The organism is Ramlibacter algicola, assembly GCF_016641735.1.
GTDB classification, from domain to species: domain Bacteria; phylum Pseudomonadota; class Gammaproteobacteria; order Burkholderiales; family Burkholderiaceae_C; genus Ramlibacter; species Ramlibacter algicola.
Genome location: NZ_JAEDAO010000001.1, coordinates 1432259 through 1451160 on the forward strand (window position 1 = coordinate 1432259; position 18902 = coordinate 1451160).

26 protein-coding genes and 1 pseudogene are annotated in these 18902 nt (G+C 69.1%); 15 read left to right on the forward strand and 12 right to left on the reverse strand.

What is annotated here, in order from left to right; all coding sequences use genetic code 11:
- Positions 1–123 precede the first annotated feature (123 nt).
- Both I8E28_RS06975 and I8E28_RS06980 read left to right on the forward strand, forming a co-directional pair.
- On the forward strand, positions 124–384 hold the full coding sequence (locus I8E28_RS06975) for a hypothetical protein (RefSeq protein WP_200787267.1): 261 nt from the start codon (positions 124–126) through the stop codon (positions 382–384).
- A gap of 80 nt (positions 385–464) precedes the next feature.
- Complete coding sequence (locus tag I8E28_RS06980; RefSeq protein ID WP_200787268.1) at positions 465–1034, forward strand: cysteine hydrolase family protein; 570 nt, start codon at positions 465–467, stop codon at positions 1032–1034.
- Between the two features lie 36 nt (positions 1035–1070).
- Here I8E28_RS06980 and I8E28_RS06985 read toward each other — a convergent pair whose 3' ends face one another.
- On the reverse strand, positions 1071–1418 hold the full coding sequence (locus I8E28_RS06985) for a hypothetical protein (RefSeq protein ID WP_200787269.1): 348 nt from the start codon (positions 1416–1418) through the stop codon (positions 1071–1073).
- Positions 1419–1573: 155 nt separating this feature from the next.
- Between I8E28_RS06985 and I8E28_RS06990 the strand changes: the two genes are divergently transcribed.
- Positions 1574–1804, forward strand: coding sequence for a hypothetical protein (locus I8E28_RS06990; protein WP_200787270.1), 231 nt, complete (start codon positions 1574–1576; stop codon positions 1802–1804).
- 34 nt (positions 1805–1838) lie between these two features.
- On the opposite strand, the gene I8E28_RS06995 is transcribed toward I8E28_RS06990, so the two are convergent.
- The 4 genes from I8E28_RS06995 to I8E28_RS07010 form a co-directional block, all read right to left on the reverse strand.
- Entirely contained in the window at positions 1839–2240 is a 402-nt protein-coding gene (locus tag I8E28_RS06995) for an OsmC family protein (RefSeq protein WP_200787271.1), read from the reverse strand.
- Between the two features lie 543 nt (positions 2241–2783).
- A complete protein-coding gene (locus tag I8E28_RS07000; protein ID WP_200787272.1) occupies positions 2784–3182 on the reverse strand; it encodes a GFA family protein in 399 nt (132 codons plus the stop codon).
- A 91-nt stretch (positions 3183–3273) separates the two neighbouring features.
- A complete protein-coding gene (locus I8E28_RS07005) occupies positions 3274–3774 on the reverse strand; it encodes a protein tyrosine phosphatase family protein (protein ID WP_200787273.1) in 501 nt (166 codons plus the stop codon).
- Between the two features lie 159 nt (positions 3775–3933).
- Entirely contained in the window at positions 3934–4155 is a 222-nt protein-coding gene (locus I8E28_RS07010) for a DUF7661 family protein (RefSeq protein WP_200787274.1), read from the reverse strand.
- A gap of 286 nt (positions 4156–4441) precedes the next feature.
- On the opposite strand from I8E28_RS07010, the gene I8E28_RS07015 reads away from it, so the two are divergent.
- From I8E28_RS07015 to I8E28_RS07025, 3 genes are all read left to right on the forward strand, one after another.
- Positions 4442–6526: a prolyl oligopeptidase family serine peptidase gene (locus tag I8E28_RS07015; RefSeq protein WP_200787275.1), complete on the forward strand. Its 2085-nt coding sequence runs from the start codon at positions 4442–4444 to the stop codon at positions 6524–6526.
- Between the two features lie 9 nt (positions 6527–6535).
- A complete protein-coding gene (locus tag I8E28_RS07020) occupies positions 6536–6778 on the forward strand; it encodes a glutaredoxin family protein (protein WP_200787276.1) in 243 nt (80 codons plus the stop codon).
- A 94-nt stretch (positions 6779–6872) separates the two neighbouring features.
- Complete coding sequence (locus I8E28_RS07025) at positions 6873–7316, forward strand: YXWGXW repeat-containing protein (protein ID WP_200787277.1); 444 nt, start codon at positions 6873–6875, stop codon at positions 7314–7316.
- Positions 7317–7347: 31 nt separating this feature from the next.
- Here the strand turns inward: I8E28_RS07025 and I8E28_RS07030 are convergent, their stop codons facing one another.
- The 3 genes from I8E28_RS07030 to I8E28_RS20640 form a co-directional block, all read right to left on the reverse strand.
- Positions 7348–9498, reverse strand: a complete 2151-nt coding sequence (locus I8E28_RS07030; protein ID WP_200787278.1) for a prolyl oligopeptidase family serine peptidase — start codon at positions 9496–9498, stop codon at positions 7348–7350.
- A gap of 153 nt (positions 9499–9651) precedes the next feature.
- On the reverse strand, positions 9652–10188 hold the full coding sequence (locus tag I8E28_RS07035; protein ID WP_200787279.1) for a MarR family winged helix-turn-helix transcriptional regulator: 537 nt from the start codon (positions 10186–10188) through the stop codon (positions 9652–9654).
- Between the two features lie 333 nt (positions 10189–10521).
- Positions 10522–10719, reverse strand: a complete 198-nt coding sequence (locus I8E28_RS20640) for a hypothetical protein (RefSeq protein WP_239027198.1) — start codon at positions 10717–10719, stop codon at positions 10522–10524.
- An 81-nt stretch (positions 10720–10800) separates the two neighbouring features.
- On the opposite strand from I8E28_RS20640, the pseudogene I8E28_RS20645 reads away from it, so the two are divergent.
- Positions 10801–11028 (forward strand): annotated as a pseudogene (locus I8E28_RS20645) (YnfA family protein); the annotation flags it as partial.
- Between the two features lie 9 nt (positions 11029–11037).
- On the opposite strand, the gene I8E28_RS07045 reads toward I8E28_RS20645, so the two are convergent.
- The 3 genes from I8E28_RS07045 to I8E28_RS07055 all read right to left on the reverse strand — a co-directional run bounded on the left by I8E28_RS07045 (position 11038) and on the right by I8E28_RS07055 (position 12765).
- Positions 11038–11646, reverse strand: a complete 609-nt coding sequence (locus I8E28_RS07045) for an HAD family hydrolase (RefSeq protein ID WP_200787281.1) — start codon at positions 11644–11646, stop codon at positions 11038–11040.
- Positions 11647–11678: 32 nt separating this feature from the next.
- On the reverse strand, positions 11679–12347 hold the full coding sequence (locus I8E28_RS07050) for a DUF1345 domain-containing protein (RefSeq protein ID WP_200787282.1): 669 nt from the start codon (positions 12345–12347) through the stop codon (positions 11679–11681).
- A 76-nt stretch (positions 12348–12423) separates the two neighbouring features.
- Positions 12424–12765: a DUF4870 domain-containing protein gene (locus I8E28_RS07055; RefSeq protein WP_200787283.1), complete on the reverse strand. Its 342-nt coding sequence runs from the start codon at positions 12763–12765 to the stop codon at positions 12424–12426.
- Positions 12766–12974: 209 nt separating this feature from the next.
- Here I8E28_RS07055 and I8E28_RS07060 point away from each other — a divergent pair, with 209 nt between their 5' ends.
- On the forward strand, positions 12975–13640 hold the full coding sequence (locus I8E28_RS07060) for a sensor histidine kinase (RefSeq protein WP_200787284.1): 666 nt from the start codon (positions 12975–12977) through the stop codon (positions 13638–13640).
- Positions 13640–14308 carry a response regulator gene (locus I8E28_RS07065; RefSeq protein ID WP_200787285.1) on the forward strand — a complete coding sequence of 223 codons (669 nt, stop codon included), beginning with the start codon at positions 13640–13642 and terminating at the stop codon, positions 14306–14308. The genes I8E28_RS07060 and I8E28_RS07065 overlap by 1 nt, the downstream gene beginning before the upstream one ends.
- 99 nt (positions 14309–14407) lie before the next feature.
- Here I8E28_RS07065 and I8E28_RS07070 read toward each other — a convergent pair whose 3' ends face one another.
- A complete protein-coding gene (locus tag I8E28_RS07070) occupies positions 14408–14620 on the reverse strand; it encodes a DUF3606 domain-containing protein (protein ID WP_200787286.1) in 213 nt (70 codons plus the stop codon).
- Positions 14621–14760: 140 nt separating this feature from the next.
- Here I8E28_RS07070 and I8E28_RS07075 point away from each other — a divergent pair, with 140 nt between their 5' ends.
- Genes I8E28_RS07075 through I8E28_RS07100 form a run of 6 tightly spaced genes read left to right on the forward strand, consistent with a single transcriptional unit; the run spans position 14761 to position 18897 of the window.
- Positions 14761–15060: an Hpt domain-containing protein gene (locus I8E28_RS07075; protein WP_200787287.1), complete on the forward strand. Its 300-nt coding sequence runs from the start codon at positions 14761–14763 to the stop codon at positions 15058–15060.
- Positions 15061–15063: 3 nt separating this feature from the next.
- Positions 15064–16242, forward strand: a complete 1179-nt coding sequence (locus I8E28_RS07080; RefSeq protein ID WP_200787288.1) for a PP2C family protein-serine/threonine phosphatase — start codon at positions 15064–15066, stop codon at positions 16240–16242.
- Between the two features lie 3 nt (positions 16243–16245).
- Positions 16246–17133 (forward strand): glycoside hydrolase family 16 protein, encoded by an 888-nt coding sequence (locus I8E28_RS07085; protein ID WP_200787289.1) that lies wholly within the window; start codon positions 16246–16248, stop codon positions 17131–17133.
- Positions 17133–18062 (forward strand): hypothetical protein, encoded by a 930-nt coding sequence (locus I8E28_RS07090; protein WP_200787290.1) that lies wholly within the window; start codon positions 17133–17135, stop codon positions 18060–18062. The genes I8E28_RS07085 and I8E28_RS07090 overlap by 1 nt, the downstream gene beginning before the upstream one ends.
- A gap of 57 nt (positions 18063–18119) precedes the next feature.
- A complete protein-coding gene (locus I8E28_RS07095; RefSeq protein ID WP_200787291.1) occupies positions 18120–18461 on the forward strand; it encodes an STAS domain-containing protein in 342 nt (113 codons plus the stop codon).
- 7 nt (positions 18462–18468) lie between these two features.
- The gene (locus tag I8E28_RS07100) at positions 18469–18897 is read left to right on the forward strand and encodes an ATP-binding protein (protein WP_200787292.1); all 429 of its coding nucleotides are present in this window, start codon (positions 18469–18471) and stop codon (positions 18895–18897) included.
- Positions 18898–18902: the final 5 nt, after the last annotated feature.

Consider the following 18902-nt stretch of genomic DNA (forward strand, 5'->3'; position numbering starts at 1 on the left):
GCCCGGCCGCGAGGTAAGCGCAGGCATCACCTGCTACCGGTGCGAGCGAAGGTTTGAATCCGGGCGGCGTGCCGCCTAGATTGCGCGCGCGCTGATCGAGCGTGCTTCGCAAGGAGCGGAACGATGGTTCTCATTCCCCAAGGATGGCCGGGCGCTTCCAGGCCGACTGCCGTCCTCGTCCTGGCGGCCGTTGCGATTGCCGCCGTCGTCGTTGCGAGCTGGATTGGCTCGCTGGTGTCGCAGACGGCGTCTCGCATGCAGCCGGCGCCCGAGACCTCGAGCATCGGCGCACTGATCAGCGAATTCAAGGCGATCGACCTGGTCCCGGCGCTGCCGTCGCTTGCGCCCAATGCCGAGGACGCAGCCGCGGCACCGACGTTCTGAGTGCCTTGTCATTCCGGCGAAAGCCGGAATCCATCCCAATGGGGCTAGAACGCAGCGGATCGCTGCTTTATCCTGCCCCCATGGCCACCATCCGCAGCGGACAGCAACCAGCGCTCCTCGTCATCGACGCGCAGCAAGGCGTGATCGGCGACGCCTGGGATGCACAACGCATCATCGGCAACATCAACGTCGCCCTCGACCGTGCCCGCACGGCTGGCGTGCCGGTGATCTGGATCCAGCAGGAGGACGAGCACGAGTACCCGCGCGGAAGCGACCCGTGGAAGCTCGTGCCCGACCTCAGGCCGCGCGAGGGCGAGCTTCGGATGTCGAAGGCGCACAACTCCGCGTTCGAGCACACGCCGCTGGAGCAGGAACTGGCGCAGATGGGCGTGAGCCACCTCGTGGTCTGCGGCGCCTCGACCAACTGGTGCGTGCGCTCGACCGCGTATGCCGGGCTGGAGCGCGGCTACGACGTCACGTTGCTGAAGGATGCGCACACCACCAATGCGATCGACCTGGGCGATGGCACCGAGATCGATGCGCGCGGGATCGTCATCGACCTGAACGTGACGATGTCGTGGTCGACGTATCCGGGGCGGAAGTGCGCGACGGCGACGGCCGCCGAGGTGGAGTTTTCGACCGAACGCTGATGGCCGGAAGGTGTCTCGCGAAACCGCTAGCGCTGGTCACCTGCCTGTCGGCGCGCTGGATTGAACCGCCGCGGCCGCCTGGGAGGGCGCCGCTCCGATCTGCGACGCGCCGAAGTAGAAACCGATGATCAGCGTGGCCAGCGGCGGGATCACCTTCACGCAAGCATCGAAGATCGCCCGGCCCGCGGGCTCTGTCGTTCCATCCGTGGGCAGGGGACCCAGCGCGTAGAAGATCATCGCGAGCATGAAGATGAAGGCCAGGAAGGCGAGGACCGCCGCAGCGAAGTACATCTTGCTTTTCTCGAGCTGCTCCATCGTGCCGACCGCGAACATCCCGTAAGCCACGCCGGCCGCCAGGCCGCCCACTACCACCAGCGTGATCACGAACAGTGAATTGCGCGACATGGTCTCTCCTCTTTGCAGGCCGTAGAGCGCCGAAGTCTGTCAAGAGAAGGCGCCCGAGACATCGTTCGAATGCATTAGGGTGCGTCCCGTTCTGACGCGGGGAACTTCCGTGGGCCGCTGGTGACCTACCCGCATTGGCAGCCGCGGATGGTCAGCTCATCGCTGCGCTCGAGCGCTGGAACCAATCGCGTCGCGAGTGGGAGCGCGCGCGCGTCCAGCTGACCGAGGCCCGGCAGGCGGAGGTGCCTGCGTTGGCGGTGGCCTTGATGAAGGTGCAAGTGGACAGCCTCGAATTGCAGACGTCCGCCCTGTTCGAGCAAGCCATGGCCTTCATGGAGCGGCGTCCCCTGCCACCGGGGCCGTGATGCGCGCGCCGCCCAGGCGATGGCGTGCGGTGGACTACCAGGGCACCAGCTGGACAGGCACCTGCGCGCGAAGGGTGTTGTGCACTTCCGCGACCGCATCGGTTTCCCGGAGTAATTGCTCGATGCGATCGGCCGGCTCGGGCGACTGGACCCTCGCGCGGTACGTCACGTTCGAGGCCGACAGCCCGCGGTCGATGAACTCCGCCGCTGCTTCCACTTCCACCGCCTCGATGGCGATCCCCAGGCGCTGGGCCTCGCGGTACAGGTCATTGCAGTAGCACGTCGCCAGCGCCGCCATCAGGAGCTCGCCGCCGTTGACCGAGCTGCCACGGCCGGACACCTTCGCGGAGATCGCCAGGGGTTGCGTGGTGTCGCCCGTGCACACCTGCACTTCGTGGCCATTGCCGTGGTTGCGCACGCGGGCTGAGATCTTCATGCGGGCCGCTTTCGGATCAGTGCAGGAGCGGTCGAAAACATGATATCGATCTGCGTCGCCTTGGCACAGTGCGATGACTGCTTGCGGGCGCTAAGCACTAGCTCGTTCGGATCAACCGCTGCGTCGAGGCCGGACTCCTGGATCGATACTCGACTGCTAGGAGGCGAATATGCAGTGTCGTCGCTGCGGTGGGTACCGGTCCGTCCAGGTGGAGAAGCACTGGTGGCATGCCCTGGTCCCCTGCGCCAGTTGCTTCCAGTGCACGATCTGTGGCCGCAAGACACTGCGCCTGTCCGTCCCGGCGGAATTTCGCGGGCTGGGGCGACAGTTCTCTGACTTGATCGACCTGGCGCGGCTTCCTCGTTAGCCGCTCCGAGGAGCTTCGAGCTGCCAGTGAGCTCTTGGAGCAAGTTGACTGACCTGGATCAAGCCCGCGACCGCCCACCCCGCCTACCTTCGAGGCAGGGCGGGGAAGTAGTCCAGATCCCGCCCAGAGAAGGCTTTGATGCGCTGCTCGCCGAATTGCGGGCGATGGTCCCGAAGTCATAGGTGGGCCAAGTGCGACGGCGGCGCGAAGCGATCGTGCAAGCCGTCGACGTAGGTGATGGGGATCCGCGACAGCTCCTCGTCGGAGACGTCCTCGAGGCAGCCCAGGTTCACGCCATACATGACGCCCATCGGCGTGTCCGTCCCGACACCGAACGGCCGCACACCGCAGACGCGGCAGAAGTAGTGCTGGTTCTTCCTGGAGTTGAACAGGTACTGCGTGAGTTCCGCCTCGCCGGAGAGCAGGCGGAAGCCTTCCGGCTTGGCGACCGCGGGCCAGAAGCGCGTCCTGCGGCAGATGGAGCAGTTGCACCGGTAGGAACTCTGCGTGAGATCGAGGTCGGCCTCGAAGGTCACGGCGCCGCAGTGGCAGCTGCCGCGGTAAGTTTTCAGCATTTCACACCTCCGGTCGCGCGGCCGGATGCCCCTGGCAGGATGCGTGCCGCAGGTGCGAGCTTACGACTGGTTCTCCCTCACGGAACGGCCCTCAAAGGAGTTCGAATCGGATCCCGCTCTCGCGAAGTTGTTCTTCGATGAGCGTCCGCCATGGGCCGCGAGGCGACCAGACCCTGGTGACGAAGGCAAAGGCGGAAGCCGGTTCGTCCTTGAGCGTGACCACGCGATGAAGGAACACCATGCTGGACGCGCGCATGTTCACCTCGCAGTGCACGAGTACTTTCTTGTCTTTCAGCCGCTGCAGTGCAGCAGTGACTGTCCGAAAGTGACCGGCGCTCGGAGTGGCGAAAGGGATGGGGATCTGAACGAACTCGATGCCCTGCTTGGCGAGAAGGGCAGGTTCTTCCTGCACAGCGCTATGCACGGTGCTGGGTGCCAGGTAGATGACCGCCTGGAAACCGGCGGCACCCAAGCGGGAGAGCGCATCGGCAGTGGGTTGACCCGATGTCACGAGTAGCTCGGTGACGGGTACGACATTCGGTGCGTCGATGCCCTGGGCGCGTGGCGCCGTCGCGAGCAGCAACAGGGCCATGGCCAAGAACGCGTTCCGGAACGCTGACATGGCGGTATTCTGACGCCGAACGCCGGAGTTGACCGGCGAGGCGGAGGCGAGCACGTTCAGCGTGCGTAGCTGCTGCGGCGTCCGTGTCGAACGACATGTTGGACAGCTGCACCGCCCAACGACCGATAGTCATCGCACGATCCTCCGAACGTCGCCGTTCGTTGGTGTGGCACTCTCGTGGAATAGGTCGAACAAGAACTCTTCGAGTTCGCCGTCTTCCACAAACGAGGGCACTTCGAAACCGGCAGGCCCCAGCTTCCCATCGTTGCCTACGGCCAGCGCACGCCAAGCTCCGCCTTCGCGGCGCAGCTCATAGATGTGACCGAACACGTTGAAGCGCGATGCTTCCATGCTGCTGCCTAACTCAATGTAGACGGCGATTCACGACGCGACCCCGCGCACTCGATCGATAAGCTCGCCGCTCGCTGAATCGCAAGTGTCTTGTTGAGCTAGTCTATCCACGGCTCGAGGCGTTCGACTGCGCGTCCTGACAGGGCAAACCCGCGCGCCTGTTGCCGGCCACCTCAGGCGCGACGCCCCGTCACAATGCTCCCCTCCCATGCCCACCCGCCGCGCCACCCTGGCCCAGCTGGCCGCGCTCTCCGTGGTCGCGTGCTCTCCGCTCCAACCCATCCCAATGACCGATTCCAATTCGACTGAGAACGACCCCTTCCTCTGGCTCGAAGACGTCGAAGGCGAGCGCGCCTTGACTTGGGTGCGCGAACGCAATGCCGTGACCGAAGCGATCCTGATGAAGCGGCCCGGCTTCGCGGAGTCCGAGAAGCGCCTGCTGTCGATCCTCGAAGCCAAGGACCGCATTCCCTACATCGTTCGCCGCGGTGCGTACGTCTACAACTTCTGGACCGACGACGAGCATCCACGCGGGCTGTGGCGGCGCACGTCGCTGGACGACTACCGCAATCCGCAGCCGACGTGGGACGTCGTGCTGGACGTCGACGCGCTGGGCAAGGCCGAGGGCGTGAGCTGGGTGTGGGCGGGCGCGGCCGCGGTGCCGGCGCGGACGGAGGCGGAGATCGATCGGGCGCTCATCTCGCTGTCGCGCGGCGGCTCGGACGCGCATGTGGTGCGTGAGTTCGACCTCGTGGCCAAGCGTTTCGTCGATGGCGGCTTCCAGCTGGAGGAAGCGAAGTCGGACGTGGCCTGGCTCGATCGCGACACGCTGTATGTCGCCACCGACTTCGGCCCGGGCTCCATGACCGACTCGGGTTATCCGCGCATCGTCAAACGCTGGAAGCGCGGCACGCCGCTGGCGTCGGCGACGACGGTGTACGAAGGAAAGAAGTCCGACGTCAGCGCGTCGGTGCACGTCGAGCACCTGCCCGGCGGCGCGCACCGCGCGTTCGTGTCGCGCTCGATCGACTTCTACCGCGACGAGTCGCACCTGCTGCTGGCCGACGGCCGGCTGCAGCGCATCGACAAACCCGAGGACTGCGACCTCGACACCGAGGGCGACGTGCTGCTGCTGCAGCCGCGCAGCGACTGGACGGTCGGCGGCGCCACCTACAAGGCCGGCACGCTGCTGGCCACCAGCTTCGACGCCTACCTGCGTGGCGAGCGCAAGTTCGACGTGCTGTTCACGCCGACGCCCTCGCGCAGCCTGGAGCGCGGCGGCTACAGCTTCACGCGCTCGCACGTGCTGCTCAACATCCTGGACGACGTCAGCAGCCGCATCGAGGAATGGCACCGCGACGCGTCGGGCCGCTGGCAAGGCCGCACGCTGGACCTGCCGCGCGCCGCCACCGCGTGGGTCGCGCCGCTGAAGGAGGAGGGGCTCGACGTGGACCCGCTGGCCGACCTGTACTTCATCGGCTACGAGGACTTCCTCACGCCCGATCGCGTGCTGCTGGCGAAGGCGGGTGATGGCGCGCCGACATTGCTGCGACAGGCGCCTGCGCGCTTCGACAGCGCCGGGATGCGCGCGGAGCAGCGCTTCGCCACCAGCAAGGACGGAACGCGCGTGCCTTACTTCGTCGTGTGGCCGCGCGGTGCGCAGGCGGGCACGCCGTTGCCGACGCTGCTGTATGGCTACGGCGGCTTCCAGGTGAACATGCAGCCGTCGTACCAGTCGCTGCGCGGCGGCCAGTGGTTGGAACGCGGCGGCGTGCTGGTGATCGCCAACATCCGCGGCGGCGGCGAGTACGGGCCCGAGTGGCACCAGGCCGCCATCCTCGAGCACAAGCAGCGCAGCTACGACGACTTCATCGCGGTGGCCGAAGACCTCGTCGCGCAGCGCATCACGACGCCGAAGCAACTGGGCACCATGGGTGGCAGCAATGGCGGTTTGCTCATGGGCGCGATGCTCACGCAGCGGCCGGACCTGTTCGGCGCCATCGTGTGCCAGGTGCCGCTGCTGGACATGCGCCGCTTCCACAAGCTGCTGGCCGGGGCGAGCTGGATGGCGGAGTACGGCGACCCGGACGACCCGAAGCAGTGGGCGTTCATTTCGAAGTACTCGCCGTACCAGAACGTCAAGCGGGGCGTGCAGTACCCGCGCGTGCTGTTCACGACCAGCACGCGCGACGACCGCGTGCATCCGGGCCACGCGCGCAAGATGGCCGCGAAGCTGCTGTCGATGGGTCACGACCTGCTGTACTACGAGAACATCGAAGGCGGGCACGGCGGCGCGGCGGATGCGAAGCAGGAGGCGCACATCGATGCGCTGGAATACGCGTACCTCTGGATGCAGCTGGGTGGACGGTAGACTTTCGCCATGGACCTGCAGATCACCGTCTATTCGAAATCCGCCTGCCCGCAGTGCGACAGCGTGAAGAGCCTGCTCAAGTCGCGGTCGCTCGCCTACGAGGAAGTGAAGATCGACGACGAGGCCGAGCGGCTCGCGTTCTATGCCAGGTGCGGGCCGTCGGTGCGCCAGATGCCGCAGGTCTTCATCAATGGCCAGCGCGTCGGCGGTCTCGCCGGCGTGCAAGCTGCGCTGCAGCAGATCAGCCGCTGAGTCGGACCCGTCCGGCACCCTGTGCCGGGCCCCTCCCACGCTCATGGCCGCGCTGTCCGCCCACAGTCGCGGCATGACCTCAAGGAGTCAGCTGATGCACATCCGTTTCCTTGCCGCCGCCGCTTTGTGCGTGGCCGTTGCCATGCCGGTCGGCGCCGCCACCAAGAAGGAAAAAGCCGCCGCGGCCAAGAAGAAGGCCGAGCCCGAAGCCGTCGTCACCGACGTGCCGCCGCCGTCCGGCTCGTGGGAGCAGGTGCCCGCGCCGAACAAGGACTACGTCTGGTCCAAGGGCTACTACGAATGGAAGGACGGCCGCTACCAGTGGAAGGGCGGCGAATGGGTCCTGAAGAAGGAAGGCATGGAGTACGAGCAGCATGCCTGGAAGCAGCGTTCCGACGGCAAGTGGGAGCTGACCGGCGGCGAATTCGTGCCCGAAGGCCAGGCCAGGAAGCACGACAAGACGGACGACGACAAGGATTCGTCCGCCAAGAAGGACGAGCCCACCAAGTCCATGGGCGCGGCGGCGGCGAAGAAGTGACCCGTCATTCCCGCCTCCGCGGGAATGGCGACTAGCGCTTCATCTTTCCCATCTGCCACAGCAGGAACGCATACACGTCCGCCGTCAGCGCGTCGCGCTGCGTGCGCGTGCTGCCCATGCCGTGGCCGGCTTGCTCGTCCAGGCGCAGCAGGATCGGCTTGCCGCTCGTGGTGGCGGCTTGCAGGCGCGCGGCGGCCTTGGCGCTGTGCCAGACGTCGACGCGCGGGTCGTTCACGCCGTGCACCAGCATCACGGCGGGATAGGGCGTGCCGTCCTTGACCTGGTGGTACGTGCTCATCTCCAGCAGCGCCGGGAACTCCTGCGGATTGCGCCAGCTGCCGAACTCGGAAATGTTCGTCACGCCGTTCGCGCTTTCTTCGGCGCGCACCGCATCCATCACGCCCACTTCGAAGATCGCCGCCGCGAACAGCTGCGGCGCCTCGGTCACCATGCGGCCGACGAAGATGCCGCCGGCGCTGCCGCCCAGCGCGCCCATCGTCGCCGGTGACGCATAGCGCTGCGCGACCAGCCACTGCGCGCACGCGATGCCGTCCTTCCACGTGTTGCGCTTGGTCTGCTTGAAGCCGGCCAGGTGCCACGGCTCGCCGTGCACGCCGCTGCCGCGCACGTTGGCATAGGCCAGGATGCCGCCGCGTTCCAGCCACGCGATGCTGGTGGGCCGGTACGCAGCGGTGAAGGAGAAGCCGTAGGCGCCGTAGCCGAACAGCAGCGTCGGGTTGCTGCCGTCGCGCTTCAGGCCCTTCTTGTGCACCAGCGTCAGCGGCACCTCGACGCCGTCGTGGCTGCGCACTTGCACTTCGGTCACGACGATCTCCGGCGCCCCCGGAACCTTCTTCGGTTGGCGCAGGCCGGTGTCGGTGGACTTCATGCCGTGCAGGCGGAAATCGCGCGCGGGCTCGGTCCAGCCGGTGAGCGTGTACAGCCAGTCGTCGTAGGCGTGCGCAGGGTCCGCGTGCACGCCGGCGGCGCCGTGGAAGGGCAGCGGCACGGCGCGGCCGGCCGTGTCACCGGCGGTGTACAGGCGCAGGCCGATCGCCGTGCCTTCGCGCACGGAGCCCAGCACGCCCGCGCGGCCGACGTTGAAGCCTTCGAGCACCGCCCCCGCGGGAGGACGCGCAACTTCGACGGCGCGCGCCAGCTGCGGCTGCCGCAGGTCCAGCTTCATGACCTTGAACAGCGGCGCGTCCTTGTGGGTCTGGAAGTAGAGCTGGTCGCCCGCCAACTCGATGTCGACGATGGCGTCGGACGGCGAGGCGATGCGCTTCCAAGGCACGTCGCCGCCCTTGGCGAGGTCGCTCACCTGCGCGACGAACAGCGAGCCTTCGGGCGCGGTGGTGTCGGTGGTGCGCACCACCATCCAGCGGCTGCCCGGCTCGAACACGATCGCGCCGACGTCCAGGCGCACCAGGCCCAGTTGCTTGTTGACGGTGGGCCCGAACACCGCGCGGGCCTGCGCCGCGGGTGCGCCGACGCGCTGCCACATCACGTTGGAGTCCTGGTAGGCCTCCGTCTCCGGTGTCTCGGGATCGAGCGCGCGCAGCTGGTTGTAGGTGAACGAGCGGCTGTCCGGCAGCCACGACACGTTGGCCTCGCGCACGCGCGGGATCGGCTGGCCCACGGCCTTGCCGGCCTTGACGTCGTGGATGTACAGCGACGCGTCCTCGGAGCCGCCGGCCGACATGCCGTAGGCGACGTAGGCGCCGTCCCAGGACGGCCGGAAGTAGTTGATCGCATGCGGCACGCCCGTGCGCCTGGCCTCGACCTCGGGGTCGACCAGCAGCCGCTCCTTGCCGCCCTGGCGCACCACCAGCTTGGCCTGGCGCTCGCCGCGGGCGCGCTTCAGGGAGTAGAGCCGGTCGCCCGGCATGCGGACGATGTTGGTGTAGCTGTCGCCGGACGCTTCGGACAGCTGCGCGACGCGCTTGCCGAGCGCGTCGCGGCCGGGGATCGCGTCGAGCACCTGGCGCGCCTGCGCGCCCTGGTCACGCATCCACTTCAGGACTTCGGGATCCTTGACGTTCTCGAAGTAGCGGTACGGGTCGTGCACCGTCACGCCATGGATCGTCTCTGGCGTGTCGCGCACGGGCGCGGGTGCGGCGTGTGCGCTCGTGAGAAGGGCGAGGAGGGCCGCCGCAAGCGGCGCGCGCAGGATCGAGGACATCGTGGCTCCGGAAGGAGCGCGGATTGTAGGGACCCCTCCGTCATTCCCGCGCGCCCTCGTCATTTCCCGCGAAGGCGGGAATCGATCGCTTCCGTCTTCGCGAGCTTCGATGAAAGCGATGGGTCCCCGCCTGACGCGGGGACGACGTGGATGTCAGGCCGCGCGCTTGCGCCGCACCGGCGCCGCGGCTTCCTCTTCCGCCGACCGCCCCAGCGGCAACCGCGCATCGCGCGCAATCGGCTTGTCCAGCACCGACACCACGGCATCGAGATCCCGCTCCAGCCGCGCCAGCGTGCGCGTGTCCAGCTGCGCCAGCGCGCGCGGCAGCACGCCACTCAGCGGCATCGGCGCCTTGCGCAGCACGCGGGTGCCGCCGGGCGTGATGCGCAGGTGCACGGCGCGCTTGTCGTCGCCGCGGTCGGAGACCAGCAGGCCCTGTTCCAGCAGCGGCTTCACCAGGTTGCTGGCCGTGGACTGGTGGATGTCCATCTCTCGCGCGAGGCCGCTGACCCCGATGCCCGGCTGTTCGCGCACGACGCTGAGCGCCCAGACCTGCGCCCCGGCGATGCCGGCTCGCTTTTCGACCTCGCGGAAGTGGGTCTTGATGGTGTTGAACACGAGCCGGAACTGCCGCAGGACGCGGAGGGCGGGCTCGTCCAGGCTGGCGGGCGCTGCGCGCTTGGAAGGCATGGTCCGAATGGTAGCGCCCGCGCCAGCCTCCCAAAAAAGAGGGGCCCCTGAAGGGGCCCCAACCAGATGAACGCTCGAGACTCTCACTCACTCATCAAGGAGCACGTGCGAGGCTCGCCACCTCACTCGTGCACCGCCAGCGTAAGCATTGCCCCAAATGGATTCCATCAGGGTTTGCCCACGCTCGTGCTGTTGGACACCCCGCGCGGTTGCGAGTTTCTGGGGGAAAACCCGTGAAGGGTTGTGGCCGCTGGACGGCTTGAAACTCGTCCGTCGCCGCAACGGTCGTGCATGGCGACTCAACGCGCTGACGGAGTCGCCAGCGACCCAGCGTCAGGAGCAGCAACGGCCTGCGGCGACCGCCACTGCCGCGAACGGAACCCACGCTTCGGGACAGGCAGCCAGCGCGGCGCCGATGGCCGCGAATGTGCCTGCCCCCAGGCCGAAGGCGGCCAGGCCGCCGACGACGGGGACGGCGCAACAGGCGGCACACGCCGCGCCGGCACCAAGAACGAGCTTCCAGGACTTCATGTCAATCTCTTCCGATGGCATGGGCCGATCGCCCACGGACCGGACACTAGGACCTCAAGTGGCTTGAGGGTCAAGCAATGCGTCGTGCCGGGCGCCTTGAGCCTCGCGCTCTTCGCGTGGCTGCTGTCGCTGCATCCGACCGCGGCCGGCCGCGTCTACGCCGCCTACGGCGGGGTCTACATCGGCGTGGCGATCGTGTGGCTGCGCGTGGTCGACGGCGTGCGCCCGACCTGGACCGACTGGGTCGGCGTGGCGGTGTCGCTCGTGGGCATGGCCATCATCATGTTCGCGCCGCGCCAGCCGTCGTGAGCGACGGCATCAACGCAGGCGTGCGGTCGCGATGCAATCGTGCACGATGGTGGGCGAGGAGAAGTCGCGCAGCTTGACGACGTGCAGGTCTTCGAAGTTGTCCCGCTCGTGCACCAGCCCGACGAAGGGAACGGCTGCTGCGCGTGCCGCCGCCCAGTCGCCGAGGGCATCGCCGAAGAACACCGGGAGTTCGCCGGACGTGGTGGCCCGGACCTGCATGAGCGCGTCCGCCTTCGGTGTCGACGCGCCGGAGATGGATGCGAAGCACGAAAGAAGCCCGCGCGAGCGCAACTGCTGCCGGACTTCATCGTCGGGGGCCGAAGAACTCACGTGGAACGTGAACCCGGCAGACGCGAGGAAGCGTTCCACGCCGGGGACGAGCGGGGCGCGCGCCAGCGCAGCATCGAGCGTGCCGGCGTACTTTGCGAGATAGCGGGGCAACGCGGGACCGGGGTCCGCCACGCCGAGGAACGTCCGGAGGATGTGCGCGATCTTGTGGTCCCGGCGGACACCGCCGTTGGCCAGGATGTAGGTTTCGATGCGCTGCTTCGTCGCTCTGTCGACGTCGAACAGCGAGAGCATGGCTGCGGCCTTGACCAGCGTCGTCTGCAGGATCACGCCGTCCAGGTCCAGGACGACGGTCGTCGCGCTCATCGCCCGCCCGCGAATCCCGCCGCCATGTTGATCGACAGGCCCAGGATCGCGAGGTTGAAGAAGAAGCACAGCACCGACTGCACCATGACCGTGGCGCGCATCGCCGTCGTGCGCACGGACACGTCGGAGGTCTGCACGGCCACGCTGATTGTGAGCGCGAAGTACATGAAGTCCACATAGGACGGCGACTTCAGGCCTTCGGGAAACTCCAGCGGCAGCCGGTGCGCGGGCGACGAGTAGTACAGGTGCGCGTAGTGGAACGTGTAGAGCGCGCCGATCAGCAGCCACGACCCCACGACCGTCAGCGCGGTGATGGCGTAGATGAACGGGGCGCTGTCCGGCGAGTCGTTCGCCCGTCCCAGTTCGGCGACGATCGCCGCCAGGCTCAGGATGGCGGCGCCGCACATCACCACCATCAGGCCGACGCTGCTGGCGTCTTCCTGCTTCGCGATGCCGCGCACGCCTTCGGCGCTGGTGCGCATCGTCAGCCAGGCGAACGCCGCGAGGTACGGCCAGACGCCCAGGTTCCACGCCACCAGGACGCGCGCCGTGAACGTCCAGTCCTTGGGCAGCAGGAAGAACGAGATCGCGCCGGCCACGGTGGCGGCGATGAGACGGGGCCGGTGCAGGCCCACCTGGCGGAAGCGCGCGACGAGCGAACTCATGCGGCGCAGGGTAGCAAAGGAAAGGCCCCCGCGGCGGTGCCTGCGGGGGCCTGTCCGGGCCAGTGGGGCCGCGTGCTTACTTGACCAGCCGCAGCGTCAGCGGGTAGCGGAAGCTCTCGCCGTTGCTGGCCTTGATGGCGGCCATGATGCTGCACACCAGGTTGAACACCATGGGGATGAAGATCAGGAACAGGCCGATGAACGAGAAGGTCAGGACCATGTAGACGATGAACACCGTGATCTGGAAGTTCAGGGCTTCCTTGGCGTTGTCGGTCGCGAACTCCGCGCCGGCCTCGGACTTCTTGATCAGGTAGATCACCAGCGGCGCGATCCAGCTGGTGAACAGGCCACCGATGTGGGCCAGGATGGCGAAGGTGCGGTCGGGGGATGCGCTGGGTGCGACGCTGGCGTTGTCCATGGGGTCCTCTCTCCTCGGGTGGTGGTCTTGGTTGTTGCTCGTCCCCGGCGCGGGCGCGCGAAGGATGAGTTCATTATTGATGCGGGCGGCGGGCTTGTAAATGCACGCGAAGGCGGACGGGGCCGGCGGGCCGGCCGGCCGCGCCGTCCCGCAGACCCCCGATCCGGGGGGGATGGCGGCGCCCCGCGCGCGGGTACAGTGCCTCTACCGTGACCGTCCGTCCCTTCCTGCTGCGCGCCCTGGAGCGCGCCGAGCACCGCAACACCGAACTGCAGCAGCGGCTGGACGAGCAGCGGCGCCTGGCCTCGGACCTGAGCGACGACCTCGGCCCCTCGCTGATGGCGCTGGTGCAGGCGGGCCAGTCCGGCACCGCGCCCGACCGCATCGCCAGCCTCGCGCGCAAGGCACTGCAGGACATGCGGCTGTCGGTGCGCGGCCTCACTGCCCCGGCCGCGACGCCGCAGGAGGTGCTGGCCGACTGGCGCGCCGAATGCGTCGAGGCGCTGGCCGCCGCCGGCATCGAAGTCGAGTGGGACGTCGCCGAACCGCCCGAAGGGGCGCAGCTGCCCGCCCGCAGCCAGGTGCAGCTGACGCGCATCCTGCGCGAGGCGGTCGCCAACGTCGTCCGCCACAGCGGCGCCAGGCGCTGCTCCGTACGCATCCGCTTCCTGGCCGCAGCCCTTCGCCTGGAGGTGTCCGACGACGGCCGCGGGCTCGCGTCGCCTGCCGCCGCACGGTCGGGCCTGGGCCTGGCCCAGGTCGAGCGCCGGGCCCGGCAGCTGGGCGGCTCGCACGGGCTGGACACCGGCCCGCTGGGCGGCCTGCGGCTGCTGGTCGACGTGCCGATGCCGCAACCGGAAGCGCAGGCGGCGTGATGCGGCAGGCACTCATCGTCGAGGACCTGCCCGACGTGCGCGAGTGGCTCGCGGACGTCGCGCGGTCCGCGTTCCCCGAACTGGAAGTCACCACCGCCGCCCGCGCGGAGGAGGGGCTCGCGCAGGCGGCGTCGAAGCGCTTCGACCTCGCGCTGGTCGACCTGGGCCTGCCGGACGGCAACGGCATCGACATCGTGCGGGCGCTGCGGCGCGAGCAGCCCGATTGCCTGGCCGTCGTGGTCACGATCTACGACGACGACGACCACCTGTTCCCGGCGCTGCAGGCCGGCGCGTTCGGCTACCTGCTCAAGGAACAGGCCCGCGAGGCGTTGGTCGCGCAGCTGCTGCGCATCGCCGACGGCGAGCCGCCCCTGTCACCGCCGATCGCGCGGCGCGTGCTGTCCCTGTTCGGCCAGGCCGGCGCGCCCCTGCCGCCCCCGAAGGCCGAGCCGCAGACGCTTCCGCCCAGCCCGGTGCGGCTGAGCGAGAAGGAAACGGTGGTGCTGCAGCGCGTCGCCAAGGGCTACACCTTGCCCGAAATCGCGCAGCAACTCGGCCTGTCCCGCCACACGATCGCCGAGCACATCAAGCACATCTACCGCAAGCTGGACGTTTCTTCGCGCGCCGAAGCGACGCTGGAAGCTGCTCGCCGCGGGCTCGTGCGCTGACGACATGCCGTCATTCCCGCGAAGGCGGGAATCCACCGCTTTTCGATGGACCGCTGGTCGGGAAGCGGTGGGCCCCCGCCTCCGAGGGGACGACGGGTTTCAGTTCCCCGACGGCCGCTCCGAACGCGCCTGCCGCTTCGCCTCGATGTGCGCCCGCACGCGATCCGCGCGGTCGCCGACGGCGGCGACGGCTTCCTTCACCTGTTTCTCGCTGGCGTTGAAGTGCCGGGCCCACGCGCACACGGCGTAGTCCCAGCTGACGTCGACGTGATCGACCTTCTCGGGGTTCGGTGTGGTGGCGGTTTCCGGCATGCCGGGATCGTAGGCAGCCCGGCCGGGCGCTGGTGTAGGACGGCAGTGCTGCCGGGCATGCGACGGGACGACCGCAGGGTGTCGGCGCGTGGTACCTTCGACTACATATGGCCGCGCCGGCTCCCACCTTCGAAGTACGCTTGGCCGCGCTGCGGGCGGACTGGCGGGCGCATTTGCCGGACCGCCTGCACGAGTTGCGCGCGGCCCTGGACGCCTGCCGCGCCGCCCCCGCCGACGCCGGCGCGATCGAGGACCTGCACCGGCGCGTGCACACGCTGGCCGGGGCGGCCGGCACCTTCGGGCTGCCGCAGCTGTCCACGCAAGCCAAGGCCCTCGAGCACGGCCTCGAGGCGCTGATGGAGCGCCCCGCGCGCACCGCGGCCGATTTCGACACCGCCCAAGCGGCCCTGGACGCGCTGCCCGCGAGCGGGGAGGCCTGAGGCTTGGAGTTGCGCGTCCTGGTCGTCGACGACGACCCGATGATCCGGGCGGTGCTGGCCGCCTTCTTCGAATCCCGGGGCTGCGCGGTGCAGGAAAGCACCGACGGCGAGGACGCGCTCGGCCACCTGCGCGGCGGCGACTACAACCTGGTGGTCACCGACCGCCTGATGCCGCGCATGGACGGCCTGGCCTTGTGCCGCGCCATCCGCGTGATGCCCTCGCGCGCCTACGTCTACTGCATCATGCTCACCGGCTCCGGCCACGAGAGCGCGCTGGTCGCCGCGATGGAAGCGGGCGTCGACGACTTCATCACCAAGCCGCTGCAGGTCGCCGAACTCGGCGCCCGGTTGCGCGCGGCCGAACGCGTGCTGGCACTCGAAGAAGGACTCGCCGCGCGCAACGAGGAACTCTCGCGCGCCTACGGGCAACTCAGCCGCGACCTCGACCTCGCGCGGGCGCTGCAGCGCTCGCAACTTCCGCCGCCGCAGGCCTTCGGCCGCGTGCGCTGCGAAGGCTGGTTCGAGGCGTCCAGCTTCGTCGGCGGCGACCTGTACGACTCGTTCGCGCTGGGCGACCGGCTGGTGGGCTTCTACCTCGCCGACATCTCGGGCCACGGCGTGGCGGCCGCGATGATGGCCGTCGCGACGCAACACCAGCTGCGCGCCGCGTCCAACGAAGTGGTCCGCGCCATCGCGCCCGATGCCTCGCTGGGGCAGGCGGCGCTGGACATCGTGCAGCGCTACAACGACCGCTTCCTGCGCACCAACGAGACGGGGATGTACCTCACGCTGGTGTACGGCTTGCTCGATCGCGTCAGCGGCCGGCTCGCGCTGGTGGGCGCCGGGCATCCGCCGCCGTTGCTCGCGCAGCCGGGCGACACGACGTTCACTCCTGTCGGCGAAGGCAGCGTGCCGGTCGGCATCCTCCCCGCCCCGGGCTGGGAGGCGCAGGAACTGCAGGTCCGGCCCGGCACCCGGCTGGTGCTGTACTCGGACGGCATCACGGAATGCGTCGATGCCTCGGGCGCGGCGTTCGGCGACCAGCGCCTGCAGCAAGTGCTGGCGCGCGAACGCGCCGCGTCGCCCACGCAAACCTGCGCCGCCGTCGGCGCGGCGCTGCACGCCTGGCACCCGGGCGACTTCGACGACGACGTGACGCTGCTGGTCGTGGAGGTCGGTTGACGCATGCGGGTGCGTTCGGCCTGCCGGCGCCTGGCGGTGCTGGTCGCGATCTCCGCCGCCGGGTCCGCCATGGCTGACTGGCAGCTCGCTCACGACGAGGACTTCGCGCGTGCCGGCGCGCTGGACGCGGCGTTCTGGCGCCTCGAGACCGGCTGGCTGCGCAACCAGGAAGACCAGTACTACAGCGACCGCAACGTGGCCGTCGAAGGCGGCGTGCTGCGGCTGCAGGCGCGGCGCGAGTCCGTGCCGAACGCGCAGTGGCGCGCCGGATCGCGCGACTGGCGCACGTCGCGCAAGGCCAGCACGTACACGTCCGCGTCGCTCATGGCGCGCGAGCCGATGCAGTTCGGCCGCGTCGAAGTGGTGGCGCGCACGCCATCCGGACCGGGCGTGTGGCCCGCCATCTGGCTGGTGCACGAAGGCGAGGGCGTCTACGGCGAGATCGACGTGTTCGAAGCCGTGGGCAAGCACCCGGACACCGTGTTCGCCGGCGTGCACTGGGGCCGCGAGCCGCGCACGCGCAAGCACCGCAACGACAGCCGCGTGGTGCCGGGATTCGAAGGCAACTGGCACACGCACACGCTGGAATGGACGCCGCAGGCGATCGTCGTCTCGCTCGATGGCCAGCCCTGGTTCCGCTTCGATCCCGACGAAGCGAAGCTGCCCAGCGGCGCCGACCCCCTGCGCCAGCCGATGCGCCTGCGCATCAACCTCGCGCTGGGCGGCACCTGGGGCGGCCCGATCGATGCACCGCTGCCCGCGAATTTCGACATCCGCTCGGTGCGGGTGTGGCGCTGGGTCGCGGGCAGCATGGCCGTCGCGCCGCCGAAAGCGGACGAACTACCGCGGCCCGTCGAGCGGCCAGTGCCGGCGATGCGATGGGCACGTTGATGCGAGTTGCCCTCATCACGCTGCTGCTCGCGTGCGGCCTCGTCCACGCGCAGGACGTGCAAGGCCTGCCCGATCGCATGCAGCGCGGCGGCACCTTCGTCGAGCCGCCGGCCGAAGTCGACCCGGCGTTCACGCCGTTGGGCCCGAACCAGCCGGGCGCGGTACCGTGGAAGGAGCCCGAGTTCTCGCTGCGCCTGAGCCTGGATCTGCCGCTGCGCAGCGGCGCGCCGGCCGGCGCGGGCACGCAAGGCTCACGTGCCGGCTCGGCGACGGCGCAGGCGCTGCTGCGGTGGCGACCGTTCGAATCGAATCGCGCGTGGTTCGTGCAAGGCGCCGCGTTCTCTTACCTGCACCGGGACCGCCAGCGTTCGTGGGATCCCGACTTCACCTATGCCTTCGGCTACGACGACGGCCAATTGGGGCACTGGGCGTTCATCTACGCCAACTACACCGGCACCCGCTGGTCGCCCGATGGCGCCCGCGGCGAGCGCCGCTGGAACTTCGACCAGGGGCAGTGGAGCGCCATCTACCGCTTCGGCCTGCCCGAGCCGCTGCAGCCGCTGCTGCTCGCCGGTGACGGCGACCACGCGACCTGCCATGCCGACGGCAACTACGTGCCGCGCTTCACGCAGCAGTCGGGTGGCATCGCCAGCGGCAAGGTGTCGTTCGCGCTGGGCTGCCGCTACGACCGGCCCGAGGGCTGGTTCGCGCACTTCACCGGCTTCGCCTGGCCCGACACGGGCCAGCAGCAGCCCTGGGATCCCGACTACACCTACGGCTTCGGCTGGACCGCGCCGGGCGACCCGCACGCGTTCACCATCCAGTACGCCAACTACTCGGGCAATCGCTGGCCGGGCCGCGCGCGGGGGCTGGGCGAAGGCCAGGTCCGCAGCGGCAGCATCAACATCAGCTGGGGAGCCACCTGGTGACGCGATTCGCCTACAGTTGCAGCGCCGCGCGCGCACCCGCCACAGGAGACTGACAGCTTGGACCTCATCGACATCGACCGCGGCGCCTCCGTTCCCGTCGTCGTCCCCCGCGTGAAGCGCCTCGACGCCTCCGTCGCGCCCGCCTTCAAGCAGCAGGTGGTGCAACTCGTGCAAGCGGGCGAGAAGCGCCTCGTGCTCGATCTGGGCAGCGTCGAGTTCCTCGACTCCAGCGGCCTCGGCGCGCTGGTCTCGATCCTGAAAGCGCTTGGCGCGCAGGGCACGCTCGCCGTGTGCAACGCGCGCGGCCCGGTGCTGAGCCTGTTCCACCTCACGCGCATGGACAAGGTGTTCGCCATCGACGCCGACCGTGCCACGGCGCTGGCCCGCGCCGGAGCCTGAGGCTTCCATGCAAGAAGCCGAGCTGCGGGTGCCCTCCACGCTGGAGGCGGTCGCCCAAGCGACGCAGCAGTTGCGCGCGCTGCTCCCGGACTGGCTCTCCGGCTCGGAAGCCGATGCCATCGAGCTCGCGATTGCCGAGGCGCTGACCAACGTCGTGCAGCACGGTTATGCCGGCCAGCCGGGGCACGAGATCCGGCTGCGCGTGCGCGAGCGCGACGCCGCCGTCGAGATCGACCTGTGGGACCAGGGCCGCCCGATCCCGCGCGAGCGGCTGCGCAACGCCGACGCGAACACCACGTTCCAGTTCGATCCCACGGATCTTGCCGGCCTGCCGGAGGGCGGCATGGGCCTGGCCCTGATCAAGTCCGCCTTCCACGAGGTCCGCTACGGCAGCCGCGATGGAACGAATCGCCTGCACCTCGTACGCCGGCTCTGAATTTC